This is a genomic window from Rothia nasisuis (assembly GCF_928381405.1).
In the GTDB taxonomy this organism is placed as follows: Bacteria; Actinomycetota; Actinomycetes; order Actinomycetales; family Micrococcaceae; genus Rothia; species Rothia nasisuis.
Genome location: NZ_CAKMSB010000011.1, coordinates 90,513 through 105,531 on the forward strand (window position 1 = coordinate 90,513; position 15,019 = coordinate 105,531).

Genomic DNA, 15,019 nt, shown 5'->3' on the forward strand with positions numbered 1-15,019 from the left:
GGAATTCGAAAGGAGCGCCGTGAAGCTGACCGACCGCGTCCCCGCACAGCACCGGGGCACCGCCGCTCTGCTGCTGATTCTGACCGGGTCACTGGGCATCCAGATTTCAGCGGCGATTGTATCCGTGCTCTTTGCCAGTGTGGGACCCACCCAGGTGGCAGCCCTGCGAGCGCTCATTGCGGCGGTGGTGCTGTGGGCAATCGTGCGCCCTAATCCGTTGGCTCTACGCCACAACGACCTTCCTCAGGTTCTGGTCTACGGGTTGGTACTGACCTTGATGAGCATCTGTTTTTACAATGCGGTAGACCATATTCCGCTCGGTGTAGCGGTGACCTTTGAGTACCTGGGTGCCTTCAGTATGGCCCTGTTTGGGGTGCGCCGTCTGCGTGACGGGCTCATGGCCTTCCTTGCTCTGGCTGGCGTGGTGATGGTCGCAGGCCCTACCCTGGCAGCGGACGCCAACCCCATCGGCTTCGTCTGGGCCTTGGGCTCGGCGGCCTCTATGGCTGGCTATACGCTCTACTCTGCCCGCATGGGCTCGAGCTCAGCGGCCACCGGTGGGCTGCGGGGAACCACACTTTCGCTGGCCTTTTCTGCCCTGATTCAACTACCGCTCTCGGTGCCAACCATGGCAGGGTTAGATGCGGACGCCTGGCTCAAGCTGGCGCTCTCAGCGGTCGTGGGTGTAGCGCTGGCCTACTCTGCTGACAATATAGCCGGTCAGCTGACCAGCGCTGCGGTTATCGGTGTGCTCTTCTCCATTGACCCGGTCATTGGCGCGCTGGTGGGTACAGTCATGCTGGGTGAGGTTCTCTCAGCGTGGTCCTACCTGGGCATTGTGCTCATCGCAGCCTCGGGGGCCTACATTGTGTGGCGCACCAACCGCTCAGCGATTGCGGTGAGCCTCCATACTGCCGCTCTGCCTGCGATTAAACCGCCCCAATCTTAAGCTGAACTGATGGGTATCTGACGGAGATTCTAACCTCTGCCGACAATCCAAAAGGTGTCAAACTCACCCTCAGAGTGTAAGCTAACGCACAGAATAAAACGTGTGAGACCGGTGTGCTGTCACGTATTCTAAACAGATAATTCGGCAAAACAGCCCCACCATGTGCGGCGTTACCGCCAGTCAGCACCCCGGGCACACACGTCCTTGCACAACCAAGAGGAACACATGAGCGATACCACCTTTCAACTGATAGCCCTAGCTATCTACTTCGCCGCCATGGTTGCCATCGGCTTCTGGGCCCAAACAAAAAATAACGACCTTGACGACTACGTACTCGGCGGGCGTTCCCTCTCCCCCACGGCCGCAGCGCTCTCAGCTGGCGCCTCAGATATGTCTGGCTGGCTCCTCATGGGCTTGCCTGGCGCACTCTACATCACCGGCCTGACCGAAGCTTGGATTGCCATTGGCCTGACTGTCGGTGCCTGGCTCAACTGGAGGTTCGTGGCACCTCGTCTACGTTCCTACACCGAGGTCTCTCGTAACTCGGTCACCGTCCCTTCCTTCTTCTCCAACCGTCTGCGCGACGATAAGGGAATTATCCGCATCTTCGCGGCCCTCGTCATCCTGATTTTCTTTACTTTCTACGTCTCCTCGGGCATGGTCGCTGGCGGCGTCTTCTTCCAGTCCTCCTTCGGCAGCAACTACCATACCGGTATGATTCTGGTCGCTGGCGTCACCGTGCTCTACACCCTCTTTGGTGGCTTTTTGGGCGCGACCTACACCGACGTCGTCCAGGGCCTGCTCATGCTTACAGCTCTCATTGTGCTACCCATTATGGCGCTCACCTACGTAGGCGGCTTCTCAGGCCTTGAGACCACCATTGAATCCGTCAACCCCACCGCCCTTTCGCTCTTTGCCGGAACTACATCCTTGGGCATTCTCTCCTCAGCGGCCTGGGGCCTGGGTTACTTTGGCCAGCCCCATATCATTGTGCGTTTTATGGGTCTACGCTCAGCGCAGGATGCCACTGCTGGCCGCCGTATCGGTATCACCTGGATGGCCGCGACCATGGTCGGTGCCATGAGCGCGGGCCTCATCGGTATCGCCTACTTTGCGCGCAACCCCGAAGCGACCTTAACAGACACCACTAACGCCGAATCCGTCTTTCTGGATATGTCGCAGATTCTGCTCCACCCCCTACTGGCCGGTTTTGTGCTGGCAGCCGTGCTGGCGGCCATTATGTCAACCCTGTCTTCGCAGCTGGTTGTTTGTTCTTCTGCCCTGGCCGAAGATCTCTACAAGCTCACTAGCGGCAAGGAACTATCAGCCACCAAGGGGCTATGGTTGGGCCGGGCTGGCGTGCTTCTTGTCTCGCTGATTGCAGGTTTTCTGGCCTGGAACCCCGACTCGTCGGTGCTCTCGCTCGTGTCGTTTGCCTGGGCTGGTTTCGGCGCTGCCTTCGGCCCCGTCGTGCTTCTCTCACTCTACTGGCGTAAGCTCACTACCCTCGGTGCCGTCGTCGGTATGGTTGCCGGTACTATCACCGTCTTTGTATGGGGATACAATGAGGTTCTTTCGGGCTACATGTATGAAATTGTGCCCGGTTTCTTGGTCAATCTGCTCTTGACCTTCCTGATTTCTATCGCCACCTACAAGAGTGACTCTGTTGCTGCCCGCGAAATCAACGAAGAGTTTGACCGCGCGGTAGAGCTCTCGCGCTAGGGCCTTCCCCCGGCTTGCTTGTGAGGACGCCGCTTGCCCCACTTTTCTGCCTACGGGTAGGTGAGTGAGCGGCGGCGTTCTTGTTTCAACGGGGTTTAAACGGGAGGCTCGGTAGACTGGTGGCTATGACTAACGAACTTCCTCCTCAGGTTTCTGATATCTTTGACCCGACCGCCTGGCGTCTGGTTGAGGGCTTTGAAGACCTGACCGACATCACTTACCACCGCCAGGTTGAGCGCAATGCGGCCGGTGAGTTTCTGCGCGACCTACCGACCGTCCGTATCGCCTTTGACCGGCCCGAGGTGCGTAACGCCTTCCGCCCGCACACCGTTGATGAGCTCTACCGGGTGCTAGATCACGCCCGCATGACCTCCAATGTGGGTACCGTGTTGCTGACCGGCAACGGCCCCTCTGCCAAGGACGGCGGCTGGGCCTTCTGCTCCGGCGGCGACCAGCGTATTCGTGGCCGCGACGGCTACCGCTACGCCGAGGGTGAGACTCGTGACTCCATTGACCCGGCCCGCGCAGGCCGCTTACATATTCTGGAGGTGCAGCGTCTGATCCGCACCATGCCCAAGGTGGTTATTGCCCTGGTTTCGGGCTGGGCAGCCGGTGGTGGCCACTCCCTGCACGTGGTGGCCGACCTGACCATCGCCTCTGAGGAGTACGGCAAGTTTAAGCAGACTGATGCGACCGTGGGGTCTTTTGACGCCGGCTATGGCTCTGCCCTGCTGGCCCGCCAGGTGGGCCAGAAGTTCGCCCGCGAGATTTTCTTTCTGGCCAAGGAGTACGACGCTCAGCGCATGTACGAGATGGGTGCGGTCAATGACGTGGTGCCCCACGCTGAGCTGGAGGCTAAGGGCCTGGAGTACGCAGCCCATATTGCCCGCCAATCCCCGCAGGCTATTCGCATGCTCAAGTTCGCTTTCAACCTGCCGGACGACGGCATGGTCGGCCAGCAGGTCTTTGCCGGCGAGGCCACCCGCATGGCCTACATGACCGATGAGGCCGTTGAGGGCCGCGACGCCTTCCTTGAGAAGCGCGACCCCAACTGGGAGAACTACCCCTACTACTTCTAAAACACCTGGTTAAACTTCGCACCGTCTACCGCTCAAGCTCAGACAGTTTCTCGCTACGCTCGAAAAACTCGCAGTCGCGGTAGACGGTGCTTTGCTTTGTGCTGTTGCATGTAAGTGTTAGGACGGCGGCATCCTGGCTGGTGTTCTTATTGAGACAATTTCGGCGGATTTTCTCAATAAGGCGCTTATTGAGAAAATTCGGGTATATTTGCTCAATAAGCATCCCAAAGTAAGGCTGGCTTCTCATGAGTTCATCTTGGCCAAAGCTCACCTATGCAGAGCATCAGTGGAATCATCGTGATCCGTTGGCTTCTCGCCGGTCACAACTAAGAAACCGCGGTGGCTTCAGGGCAGCTGTTGTTCCGTTTATCGCCGAGCGACAGGTTTCTGTTTCACCTGAGATTTCAGCTCTTGTTGCTGAAGCGACAGCCCGAATGACTCGTTTTGACCAGGAGTTTTCACAGCTCTCCCATTTTCCTTTTGCGGCAGTTCTGCTTCGTGGTGAGTCAGCGACCAGCTCTCAGATCGAGAATCTTACGGTTAATGCGCGCAAGCTATCGCTGGCTTCATTGGGTGCTGAAGTGGGCGGCAACGCCGAGTTAGTTGCTCGCAATGTAACGGCCATGAAAGCCGCTATTGATTTAGCAGAACATCTTGATAGTGCCGCAATCTTGACGATGCATCGAGAACTAACGCAGGGTGTTCAGGCTGATGCGGGAACCTTTCGGCGGGAATGGGTGTGGATTGGTGGCCGGTCGCCAGTCACCGCTGATTATGTTGGGCCTACCTGGGAGCAGGTTCCGGCGCTCATTGATGACCTGGTGGCTTTTGCAGCCAGGCAGGATCTTGACCCAACTTTGCAGGCGGCTATCGCTCATGCCCAGTTTGAGACGATTCACCCCTTTACTGATGGTAATGGAAGAACGGGTAGGGCTTTGGTCTCATCGATTTTGCGAGCGCGTGGTGTGACCCGCAGTGTTACGGTGCCCATTTCAAGCGGTCTGTTACACGATATTGGTGATTATGTTGAGGCTCTGACGGCCTACCGTGAGGGTGATGTGGTCCCGATACTTGAGTGCTTTGTGAGGTCGGTGGATGCGGCGCTTGAGAATGCGCGCTTACTGGCCGCTGACTTGGAGGGTGTTGAGGCGGAGATTTTGGCGTCTCGTTCTCGTGCTACTGAGCCTGTGAGGTTGCTGGCGCGGTTTGTGTGTGCGGAGCCTGCTTTTACGGCAAGCATGTTGGAACAGCATGCTGGGGTTTCGAAGGCTACAGCTTATCGTCTGGTGGATGCGCTGGTTGAAACCAAGATTTTGCGGGTTGAAAAGAAGGTGCGCGGGCAGAAGGTGTGGACGTGTCCCGGCGTCCTAGCTGCCCTCGACGCGTTTGCGAAGAGGGCAGGACGGCGGGAGTTTAGGGGTTAAGACGCCTTCCTACAGAGAGGCTTATTCATAAGGGTCTTGCATGCTCACGCTTGCTGCGCCCCTCTCGCCGGGTTCGCTTCGCCCACAAGGCGATTCACACCAGCCACCGAGCCAGCAGCTTCGCTGTGAGCCTGCTTCGCCAACCCCTCATGAATAAACCTCTATCTATATTTTGGGCACCAACACCATTTACCTAAGAAGGGTGGAAGACTTTAGAAATTCATATTCACCATGATCCTCCTACTTAAAGAATCATTTGGCATAGACAATAAATATTTTCCACCTATCCTCGTAAATTACTGATCATACCTCTAAAGAATGCGAAACAATTCAAGGGATAAATATTTTAAATGCGCAAAAATTGCACAACTATAGATATTTATTAATACTAATATCACCAGAATAAGTATATAAATTTTTTTGTTTTATTCTGGAAGGAATGATTTCGTCCAGTTTTGAACAAACGATCTCGAATTCAGCTGATGCCTCTGAAGGGATTGGCGAATAAATTGCACGTTCTCAAAATTTCTTTCACTACAGACTTCCAGAATATATGATTTAAATTGAGCCCTAAACCTTTCTAATTGAGCAAAATCTAACACACGGGAGTTTTCTGGAGGAGTTGAATCTTTCATATAATTTCGACTAGGAAAAATAATTACTGGTATTATCACCCCTGAAGTAAGACACATTTTTTCTTTAAACCAATCTACAGATTGTGAAAGCTGCCCAAAATAACCACGGCTTACAGCAGAACTTGTAGACTCACTCTTGCATTCTATAATCATAAACTGATTATCGCCCAATCCCCACAGATTATCAGGCCCAAGGCCTGAAAACTGGTCTGGACGAGTAGAACGAAACCCTAATGCTTTTCCCACTATCTCCAGCGCTGATTCAAAGTCTTGGTGAGTTCCCGCTTCAGAAGAAGGGGTTAAATGCTGCATCAGAACACTGACCCAAGTTGAGATTGATTCCTCCTTTCGCACTAAATTTTTTATATACTCTTGGGCCTCATATGCTTGTTCGTTCTTTTTTTCTCTTTCAAATTGAAAATCATTAAATTCTGGTTTAATAAGACTAGGGTTTAGCTTCCTCGCAGTTTTTTGAAGCTGATGAGCCCTTGTAGGCTCTACTAGGTCAATATAAACTGCTGCTTTCTGATAGAGTACTCCTTTTTCGCCCTCACCCATACTATTATTTTCATTAACAAATTTTAATAAAATTTCTCCAGCCTGACGATAATCACCGATTATCGCCTGTTGAAATGCGTTTCGCTCAGCAACGGCCAAGTCCAAGCACTCTGCATTTGTTGTATACTCAATTCCTTCGAGATTAGATTTACTACTTTTTACCCATTCTGGATCACGAGATAAGAAAGCAGAAACGACTTGGTTATAATAATCAAGGTTTCTATCCATCTTTTCGGAATAATCGAAAAAATCAATTGAAAATATATACTGCTTTTTAGTTCCAGGAGAAAACCTATCAAAATTTCTTGGATTATGTAAGTAAGATGTAAGATTAGGATCTAACAGCATCACTACACAATAGTCATCTGAATGCCGAACCCCTCGCCCCATCCCCTGCTCAATTCTCTGGATATTATTGATAATTGTCCTATCCGAACCTCTCAGAATCGTTGATTCATACAAAGAGTGGCCAGAGTAATCCTTGGGAAGACCATCCAAAATCAATACTCGACATGCATCATCAGGCAAATCCACACCATCATATCTAGCAATTAGGACTACAAGCCCTACACGCCTTTCAGATTTAAGCCTTTCCACCACATCTAAAATTGAATTTTTATCATGGATTTCATCTGTAAATTCTTTCCAAGCCTCTGCTTGATGCCTAGAGGGAACAATGACAACCACGTTCATGTTTTCTCCCCATTTTTTCACCTGTTCCATAACATCTTTTTTGGCGATACCGCTCCCTTCTTCGATAGGCGAAAAGATTATTCTGTCTCCAATGTCTCCTGCAGTTCCAGGAACAATTGGATTCAGAACACATTCTTTATTTACACCTAAAGGGATTAAAGAAGAATCATTTGCCAAAGTTGCTGTCATATAAATTCTTCTCTTAGCTTCAACAAAAGAAGGCAAAGCAGCAATATTAGGAAATGGAAGCTTTATATCAATTGTTTTCTCAGTAAAAATTACACTTGCAAACTTAGCATAATCACTAATTAAAGCCCATTTGAATTTATATTCATCGGTATTAGCTGTCTCCCTAATAATATTTAAAGCTTCAGAATATTTAGCTCTCCATTCCCAGTATTCAACCGGAATAACAACAGATACGTCAGTAGAATCCTCCAAATCTTTGTATCCATTTGCAGATTGACGACTTAGAGACTCAGAGAATAATTTAAGTAATTTAACATATGATTCATGATCCTTATCAATACGAAAAGTATATTGATCTTCAATCATAGGTATACACGCATGCGCATCATCAATTATCAGATAATCAATATTAACAGAAAGACTATTGTCGCCATTTTTTCCAAATACAGATTTAGCATTAAATAACTTCTGAATTGTTGTTATTAGGATTTCTCTACCAGATTGAAATTCCCGAGACCTAGGATCATCTGTTACCTTGATACCAATTGATCGAGCAGCTTCAATAGCTTGTTCTTGAAGCTGTTTGTTAGGAACAAAGAATGCGGCAGACCCCTTTTGTTCTCTTTGTAGAGAAAGAAGAATTACCAGACCAACTATAGTTTTTCCACTGCCTGTATTCATTTTTATTACTAGATCTTCTTCTTCTCGCCGTTCATGCCATGCTTTCCACACTTCGGTTTGCGAGTCTCTCGGGTAAGAGTACCCGTCTGGCTTTTCGGTAAGAGATTTGGTGTAAATCTCTCTAGGAAGAATTGACAAATTATCCGATTGCTTTCTTTCCAAATTAGAAAAAATGCCCATTTTCTAGCTCCTATACTGTCTCTCTATACGACAAAACAAAATTCCAAGGCGCTGATTCTCCGATGTGCAGAGCTTCGGCGCACCAAACGCCTTATCTACCAGACGGTCCAACTTCTTATGGGTATCCAGCAGCCCCTTATCCATCGCCAACGGATTGTACATATCCGCCAACGACCTCGTACCACCCGCACGCTCAGCAATAGCATCACGCGCAGCCAGCACACCCCTACCCGCCTCAATAATCTGCTGGCGCAACTTAGGCTCCACAGCAGGCAAGGGAAAATTATTCCAAACAATTGTATTTGAAAAACTTAGGTCGCTCTTCAGGCGCCCACCAACAGCTTTCTGCCAGGTAATAAACATAGAAGAACTTATAACAGCGAACAGAAAACCATCTGGGTCAATAGCTGTGTATACTTTATCCCCAGAAATTACATCGGATTTTAGATGAGCTACTGTATAGTATTTTCGAGCGCTAGAGACAACACGTGGAATTCCAATATAGTTATTTTCCGGTTGCCGAATTTCGCCGAATAAGTGAGGGGATTGCGCTAGTTCCTTCGTGGCTTGCTTTGAACTTTTAAGCCGCATAGTGCGAACAGCTTCAAGACGCTCTCTCAGCACCTGACTACGATTAAGGTCGCTTGGGTCTAACTCAACAAGCCACAAACACCATCTGTCTAGCCCGCGCACAAGTTCTCTGCCCATGCGGAAAGGCCTAAGATACTTAGCAGCAATAGAATCGGCTACGACTTTATGGAAATCTTCAATTTCGACAATAAGGTTTCCGCCATCTGTAGGCTGACTCCCGCGGAGAACAGGTGGGAGTTCAGGGCTCAGAGGCTTCGTCCTCTTAGTAACTAGCACGTTCGGGGCATCCAACAGATAGGCATTGACACAGGTCTTCACCTTGAGTTCCTGAGTATCCTTGGTGTTCCAGTCATAGTCAAAAAGTCGCTGGCGAGTGCTCTCGTCTCTGGTATAGCCCGTAATTACACAGTGCACAGTGGCCTTACCTGGTGCTTCGGAGTTCCATGGAAAGGTGCGGTAGGCAAACTTGATACGCCAGCCGCTTCGAAAGAGCGGGCCAAAAAGCGCAGGCACGGCCTGCCCCTGAGAAATAGAATTGGTTGAAACGAAGGCAAATTCCCCGTCTCTCTCTCTCTCTCTCTCTCTCTCTCGAAGGATGATGGCACATCAGCGCCCGTAAAGAAATCTGAGGACTTCTTGAACCAAGCCGTCACAAAATCCAGGTAACCATCGTAGTCTTTACCCCAGACCCGCTTCATCGCCTCGGTCTGATCCTTAGTCTTGGTCCACTGACCAATAAATGGCGGGTTCCCAAAAATAAAGGTCTTACCCCGAGTCTCTGGAACCTCTGCCCGCCAGTCTAGGGCGAGCGCGTCCGCATGAACAATCTGAGCGGTAGTAGCAATTGGGAGACGGACCGGAGCATCACCGACCTTCGAAGCCAAGTATTGGTCAGCCTGGAACTCTGTCAAAAAACATAGCTACCTCAGCAATGCGCGAGGGCCACCAATTAATCTCAAACCCATGGAACTGTTCAATCGATAAGCGTGTACCCAAAGTACCTAGCAGCTGGGTCTCCCCACCCTCACGGCGGTTCATCTCAGCTAAAACGTCAGTCTCAATCTCACGCAGTTTGGCATAAGCAACCTGCAAGAAATTTCCAGAGCCACACGCCGGATCAACAAAACGCATCTCAGTCAAAGAATCCAAGAAACGAGCAAAAGATGCCCTGCTAGTCGACTTCGAAGCAATCAAACGATCAGCTTCAGCTCTCAGTTCATCCAGGAAGAGAGGGCCGATAGTCTTCAGAATATCTACCTCAGCAGTGTAATGTTCACCAGCGGCACGACGGGCCTCCCGTGACTTCACCAGCTGGAACATAGACCCAAAGATTGCTGTTGAAATACGAGTCCATCGAAAACGACAAGCATCAAGCAAGGCAGCCCGCATTTCAGCATTGAAATACTCCACAGGGGTACGCTCAGCGAAGAGCCCACCATTTACATAAGGGAACCGCTGCACCAGATCAGGAACATTCTTCTGCACCCGTGCCCGTTGTTGCTCAGGCGTACTCAGGTAATCAAATAGACCTGCAATCTGCACCCCCAAATCAGAACCATCCGGCTGTGTCCGTTCTTCAATAAAGCGGTAGAAAAGGTCATTCTCCCAAAGACCTGCATCATCACCGAACAGTAAGAACAAAACACGTGTTAGAAAAATCGATGCCCGTTCTACAGCTGGGTCTTCCTGGCTAGCGCTCTCGGGGGCATCCTCCCCCACCGGGGCGTCCGCGTCTTCACCGACCAAAGACTGGTACAGACGCGCCATAATCTTAGAAGCCTGAATCGTAGCTTCTTCCTCTTCGCGCTTATCGATAGCTTCCTGGCCAGCGATAAATTTCAGCTGATCTACGAACTCTGGTAGCTCATCCAGAGTAAAAGACCAGGTCTCATTCGTCTTAGAATTGGTGAGCACAAAGCTCTTGAAATTGCAGGAAATCACATACTGCGGCCACTCATGGTCAGAAATTGACCCACCACTCAGATAATCATCAGCTTGAAGCGCAGCAGCCTCCAAGGGCTTATTAACCGATTTCTGCTCCACTAAGAACATGCCCGGCCAGAAAACATCAATCCAGCCACGGTTCTGAGTTGATGCACGCTTAGCCTCGCGCTCAAACAAAAGGGTACGCTCATCAGATATACCAAAGCACTTGAGCAAACCAATCCAAAACTGCTGGGTGTACTGCTTCTCAGTTGCACCGCCACCAGATTCTTCAACTTCCCTTAGCTTCTCCAACCAGACACGAGAGAATTTGCTCAGCTCATTCTGAGTGAAGTTACGGTCGAAAAGAGTAGCGATCATAGTTGCATCCTCTAGGGTAGTGTGCCTTCTAGGGCATATTCAGGCAACAGTTACCTCCATCATAATTAATGCCCAGATAGTTCAAAAAAATTTAGGCCCAGATAATTTTATTTTTACATCTGTCAGGTAGAGGTTTTTGGGGGGCGCAACTATAAATAGCATGTAGCATCTTGCACTCACATCCTGATATGAGTACAGTTTTCTGTACAGGAGGTTTTGATGAAAACTATGACCTACACAGAATCGCGCGCCAACTACGCCCAGGTACTCGATATCGCAGTAGAAGACCTTGAAGAAGTCGTCATCACCAGGGCAGGGCGCGAACCTGCCGTCATTCTTTCACTTGCCGAATACGAATCGCTCAAAGAAACCGCTCACCTCTTACGTTCGCCTGCCAATGCTCGTCGGCTGCTAGATTCAATTGATGAACTTGAAGCAGGCGGAGGATCCAGCCAGGCACTTCTCGAAGACTAGGCAGCGGCGTGGAACTTATCTGGAGCAGTCAGGCCTGGGAAGATTACCTATGGTGGCAGAGGCAAGATCGCAAGGTTCTCAAAAGAATCAATACCCTACTCAAAGATATCCAACGCAACGGTAACGAAGGTATTGGCAAGCCTGAGGCCCTGCGCAACAACCTCTCCGGCTACTGGTCACGCAGAATTACTGAAGAACACCGACTGGTTTACAAAATCGTGGGCAACTCTGTGCGTATTGCTGCGGTAAGGTACCACTACGAGTAGGACGCCCCGCCCACCTTCTTCGCGGAAGGCGGGGCGGGGCGTCCTCCTGTTTGGCCTGGGGCTAGTGTCGTAAGCTAAGCCTCAGAGTCTGCCATACGGCGGGCAGCCCTGCGCTTGTCGATGGCGCGTTCTTCGAACTCCAGCTCGATAATGCGCAGCTTATTCTTACGGTGCCAGGTCAGTAGCACCTTGATGAGAAAGACCAGGAAAACCAGCATCAACGTCAGATAGACCAGGCCAATCACAGAAATAATAGCCTCACCGGCAGTAGGAACCAGCGGATTAGTAGCAAGTACAGTCACGGCCTAGGCCCCCTTATCCGGCTGGCCAGCAGCCTTCTCGCCCAGCCCCAGGCGCTTACGAATCACCCGAATCTCGGTCTTATTTTTCTTGTGGAAGCCCAGCAGCACTATGAAAAAGAGCACCAGCAGAGCAAGATACAGCAAGAGAAGGGCGATCTCAGCACCGGTTACCTCAAGCATGGGAAGGCTCCTATCTCGACCTTGAGAATAAAGAACGTATTAGCCACAAGATTACCAAGTAGGCATACTAACCGGCAAGAATAAGCAGGCGTAGACTACAAAGAGCCATGATATTTGATTCCCTTACCCCGCTCCCCAGCCCGGTTGTACACGAGTTCGGGGCCGCCGTCCGCGTCGGGGCAGACCAACCCGCCCGCCCTGCTACGCAGGAGCTTAATGAGGCCCTGCGTACTTTTAGCGCCCGCTTCACCGAGCTAGATCAGGGGCAGGACGCCCCTGCCCTGGTTGTCACCACCAGCGGCTCCACCGGCACCCCCAAACAGACGGTACTTCCGGCCTCTGCCCTGGCAGCCTCGGCCCGCGGCACCGAAGCCGCCACCGAAACCAGCGCAGCCCAGTGGCTCCTGGCCCTGCCCTTACAGTACGTTGCCGGGGCGCAGGTGGTAGCCCGGTCTGCGCTGGCGGGCACCACACCCGTTATCACCACTTCAGTCAGCGAAGGCACCCGCTTCACAGCCCAGGACTTCGTCAGCTCCACCGAAAGACTCTCAGCCCGGCATCGGCTGGTTTCCCTGGTTCCCACCCAGCTGCACCGCCTGCTGGAAACCCCCGAGAGCACACTCCGCACCGAAACCTTTGAGGCACTTTGCTCTTTCTCCGCGATTCTTCTGGGCGGGGCCCCGGCCAGCGCCGACCTCATCAGCACCGCCCGCTCCCTTTCCCTCCCGGTGGTACGCACCTACGGCTCGGCTGAAACCGCAGGCGGCTGCGTCTATGAGGGCAAGCCGCTGCCGGGCGTCCGCGTGCAGATAGAGCCCGAAGCTACCGACCCACAAGCTCCCGGGCGCATCTGGCTGGGCGGGCCCACCATCGCCAGCGGCTACGCCAAGGACCCGCAGCGCACCGCCGCCCACTTCTTTGCAGACAGGGAAGGAATCCGCTGGTACCGCACCGACGACCTGGGCACCTTTGGCTCGTGCACCTCTGACCTGGGCTCCGGAACCCTCACCGTGGCGGGGCGAGCCGACGATGTGCTGATTTCCGGCGGCATCAAAACCAGCGCGGCGGCAGTAGCCACCGCCCTTGAAAGCCACCCCGCGGTACGCGAAGCCCTGGTTGCCGGGGTTCCAGATGCCCGCTGGGGCACCGCCATCACCGCAGCTATCACCCCGGTGGCCGGCAACAAGGTGCAGCCCGGCGAGCTTGAGGACGCCCTCCCCCGGCTGGTTGCAGAAAAGCTGGGGGGAGCGTCCGCGCCTAAACTCATTGAAGTGCTACCGGAGTTCCCAACCCTGCCCACGGGTAAGCCCGACCGGCAGGCGGTGCAGGCTCTCTTGGCAGCGGCGTGGCAGGCCCAGCAGGGTAGCCGGAGTACATCACGCGGCAGCTAGCGGGCACCCACCGCTAAAAAGTGAGAGAATGGTGTGTATTTGTGGCACGCTAAGACCCATCAGCACAGGTTAACAAGGAGCGAAACAGTGGCAACGGTTGCACAGTGGATTGAGGGGGCACGCCTGCGCACGCTCCCCCTGGCGGCAGCTCCTATCATTGCTGGTTCTGCAGCTGCCTACGAGGTGCACAAGTTCGAGCCCGTGCGTGCCCTGCTAGCCTTTCTGGTGGCCTTCTTCTTACAGGTGGGCGTGAACTACGCTAACGACTACTCCGACGGCATTAAGGGCACGGACGAGGTGCGCGTAGGCCCCCTACGCCTGGTCGGCTCGGGCGTAGCCACACCCACACAGGTAAAGCTGGCAGCCTTCGTCTGCTTCGGGTTAGCAGGCCTGAGCGGCCTGGGGCTCATTCTGCTCTCACAACAGTGGTGGTTCCTGGCTATTGGTGCCTCGGCGGTTCTGGCAGCCTGGGGTTACACCGGCGGTAAACACCCCTACGGCTACATGGGCTTAGGCGATGTCTTCGTCTTTATCTACTTCGGCCTGGTTGCTACCCTGGGAACCATGTTCACGCAGAGCGCCCAGCTGACCCTCACCGCCTGGGTCTTCGCCATCACTCTGGGGCTCTTCTCTTGTGCCCTGCTCATGGCGAATAATGTGCGCGATATTCCCACCGATATTGAGGCCGGTAAGAAGACCCTGGCAGTTCGTCTGGGCGATAGGGCCTCCCGCATCACCTACGCAGTTGAAATGGGGCTGGGGCTGGGGCTGACCGTGCTTCTCGTTCCGCACAACCCCTGGTTTGTACTGGCCTTTGTGCTCATTGGCCCGGTCGTTCACTCCGCCCTGGTGGTACTGGGCGGTTCGGCCGGCCCGCGCCTCATCCCGGTGCTCAAACAGGCCGGTCTCATTGCACTGGCCTACTCGGTACTGGTTGCACTAGCTATCGTTCTTCAGCCTCTGGCTATCTTTGCTGATCGCACCTCAGTGTTCACCGGCTACTAATTCTTATTCGCAAGATTCCGCAGTCTCACGCTCGCTACCAACCTCTACACATCAGGACGCCACCGGGCGTCCTGCGACTTTAAGCGGGGTTAGAGAGCACGGTTCTGCTCGTCAAGAGCGTCTTCAACGGCCTCATCTTCAGCGGCGGCCCGGGGCTTGTTCTTACGGCGAATGATGCGGTTAAAGTCGGCCGCTGCGGCGTCGTGCAGGCGCGGAAAGGCCAGGTAGCAGACAGCAAAACCGATGATAGCGCCGAAAATAATCGCCAGAATAAAGCCAACCCCAACATAGTAGGAGGCAAAAAAGGCGGCGGCTGAGAAGAGCAGTCGGAGCAGGGAATACTTGAGAAAATTCACCCCCTCATTCTACCAACCTGCCGGGCCTACGGGGCGGGGC

The 15,019-nt window shown here is 52.7% G+C and carries 14 protein-coding genes and 1 pseudogene; 8 read left to right on the forward strand and 7 right to left on the reverse strand.

Annotated features, from left to right (window positions below; translation table 11 throughout):
- Positions 1-19 precede the first annotated feature (19 nt).
- The 4 genes from L6966_RS09540 (at position 20) to L6966_RS09555 (ending at position 5,174) form a co-directional block, all read left to right on the forward strand.
- The gene (locus L6966_RS09540) at positions 20-949 is read left to right on the forward strand and encodes an EamA family transporter (protein ID WP_237224721.1); all 930 of its coding nucleotides are present in this window, start codon (positions 20-22) and stop codon (positions 947-949) included.
- Positions 950-1,174: 225 nt separating this feature from the next.
- Positions 1,175-2,671 carry a sodium/proline symporter PutP gene (gene putP / locus L6966_RS09545; protein WP_237224720.1) on the forward strand — a complete coding sequence of 499 codons (1,497 nt, stop codon included), beginning with the start codon at positions 1,175-1,177 and terminating at the stop codon, positions 2,669-2,671.
- A gap of 125 nt (positions 2,672-2,796) precedes the next feature.
- Positions 2,797-3,750 carry a 1,4-dihydroxy-2-naphthoyl-CoA synthase gene (locus L6966_RS09550; RefSeq protein WP_237224719.1) on the forward strand — a complete coding sequence of 318 codons (954 nt, stop codon included), beginning with the start codon at positions 2,797-2,799 and terminating at the stop codon, positions 3,748-3,750.
- Positions 3,751-4,184: 434 nt separating this feature from the next.
- Entirely contained in the window at positions 4,185-5,174 is a 990-nt protein-coding gene (locus L6966_RS09555) for a Fic family protein (protein WP_272878613.1), read from the forward strand.
- Between the two features lie 425 nt (positions 5,175-5,599).
- On the opposite strand, the gene L6966_RS09560 is transcribed toward L6966_RS09555, so the two are convergent.
- From L6966_RS09560 to L6966_RS09570, 4 genes and pseudogenes are all read right to left on the reverse strand, one after another.
- A complete protein-coding gene (locus L6966_RS09560; protein WP_237224718.1) occupies positions 5,600-8,110 on the reverse strand; it encodes a DEAD/DEAH box helicase family protein in 2,511 nt (836 codons plus the stop codon).
- A 3-nt stretch (positions 8,111-8,113) separates the two neighbouring features.
- Positions 8,114-9,301 carry a type IIL restriction-modification enzyme MmeI gene (locus L6966_RS09565; RefSeq protein WP_336603623.1) on the reverse strand — a complete coding sequence of 396 codons (1,188 nt, stop codon included), beginning with the start codon at positions 9,299-9,301 and terminating at the stop codon, positions 8,114-8,116.
- Between the two features lie 59 nt (positions 9,302-9,360).
- Positions 9,361-9,612 (reverse strand): annotated as a pseudogene (locus tag L6966_RS12135) (DNA methyltransferase); the annotation flags it as partial.
- Positions 9,593-11,005, reverse strand: a complete 1,413-nt coding sequence (locus tag L6966_RS09570) for a type IIL restriction-modification enzyme MmeI (RefSeq protein ID WP_237224716.1) — start codon at positions 11,003-11,005, stop codon at positions 9,593-9,595. The pseudogene L6966_RS12135 and the gene L6966_RS09570, both read right to left, overlap by 20 nt.
- A 219-nt stretch (positions 11,006-11,224) precedes the next feature.
- Between L6966_RS09570 and L6966_RS09575 the strand changes: the two genes are divergently transcribed.
- Positions 11,225-11,479 (forward strand): type II toxin-antitoxin system Phd/YefM family antitoxin, encoded by a 255-nt coding sequence (locus L6966_RS09575; RefSeq protein ID WP_083090784.1) that lies wholly within the window; start codon positions 11,225-11,227, stop codon positions 11,477-11,479.
- An 8-nt stretch (positions 11,480-11,487) separates the two neighbouring features.
- Positions 11,488-11,745: a Txe/YoeB family addiction module toxin gene (locus L6966_RS09580; RefSeq protein ID WP_185174195.1), complete on the forward strand. Its 258-nt coding sequence runs from the start codon at positions 11,488-11,490 to the stop codon at positions 11,743-11,745.
- Between the two features lie 74 nt (positions 11,746-11,819).
- Here L6966_RS09580 and L6966_RS09585 read toward each other — a convergent pair whose 3' ends face one another.
- Positions 11,820-12,047: a hypothetical protein gene (locus tag L6966_RS09585; RefSeq protein WP_237224715.1), complete on the reverse strand. Its 228-nt coding sequence runs from the start codon at positions 12,045-12,047 to the stop codon at positions 11,820-11,822.
- Between the two features lie 3 nt (positions 12,048-12,050).
- A complete protein-coding gene (locus L6966_RS09590; RefSeq protein ID WP_237224714.1) occupies positions 12,051-12,227 on the reverse strand; it encodes a hypothetical protein in 177 nt (58 codons plus the stop codon).
- A gap of 107 nt (positions 12,228-12,334) precedes the next feature.
- On the opposite strand from L6966_RS09590, the gene L6966_RS09595 reads away from it, so the two are divergent.
- Together L6966_RS09595 and L6966_RS09600 are read left to right on the forward strand one after the other, a co-directional pair.
- On the forward strand, positions 12,335-13,618 hold the full coding sequence (locus L6966_RS09595; protein WP_237224713.1) for an AMP-binding protein: 1,284 nt from the start codon (positions 12,335-12,337) through the stop codon (positions 13,616-13,618).
- Positions 13,619-13,705: 87 nt separating this feature from the next.
- Positions 13,706-14,623, forward strand: coding sequence for a 1,4-dihydroxy-2-naphthoate polyprenyltransferase (locus tag L6966_RS09600; protein WP_237224712.1), 918 nt, complete (start codon positions 13,706-13,708; stop codon positions 14,621-14,623).
- Positions 14,624-14,712: 89 nt separating this feature from the next.
- Here L6966_RS09600 and L6966_RS09605 read toward each other — a convergent pair whose 3' ends face one another.
- Positions 14,713-14,979 carry a DUF4229 domain-containing protein gene (locus L6966_RS09605; protein ID WP_083090779.1) on the reverse strand — a complete coding sequence of 89 codons (267 nt, stop codon included), beginning with the start codon at positions 14,977-14,979 and terminating at the stop codon, positions 14,713-14,715.
- Between the last annotated feature and the right edge of the window lie 40 nt (positions 14,980-15,019).

Coding starts and splice junctions, on each gene's coding strand:
- putP (WP_237224720.1), top strand. CDS start 1,175: ATGAGCGATACCACCTTTCAACTGATAGCCCTAGCTATCTACTTCGCC.
- L6966_RS09550 (WP_237224719.1), top strand. CDS start 2,797: ATGACTAACGAACTTCCTCCTCAGGTTTCTGATATCTTTGACCCGACC.
- L6966_RS09555 (WP_272878613.1), top strand. CDS start 4,185: ATGACTCGTTTTGACCAGGAGTTTTCACAGCTCTCCCATTTTCCTTTT.
- L6966_RS09560 (WP_237224718.1), bottom strand. CDS start 8,110: ATGGGCATTTTTTCTAATTTGGAAAGAAAGCAATCGGATAATTTGTCA.
- L6966_RS09570 (WP_237224716.1), bottom strand. CDS start 11,005: ATGATCGCTACTCTTTTCGACCGTAACTTCACTCAGAATGAGCTGAGC.
- L6966_RS09575 (WP_083090784.1), top strand. CDS start 11,225: ATGAAAACTATGACCTACACAGAATCGCGCGCCAACTACGCCCAGGTA.
- L6966_RS09590 (WP_237224714.1), bottom strand. CDS start 12,227: ATGCTTGAGGTAACCGGTGCTGAGATCGCCCTTCTCTTGCTGTATCTT.
- L6966_RS09595 (WP_237224713.1), top strand. CDS start 12,335: ATGATATTTGATTCCCTTACCCCGCTCCCCAGCCCGGTTGTACACGAG.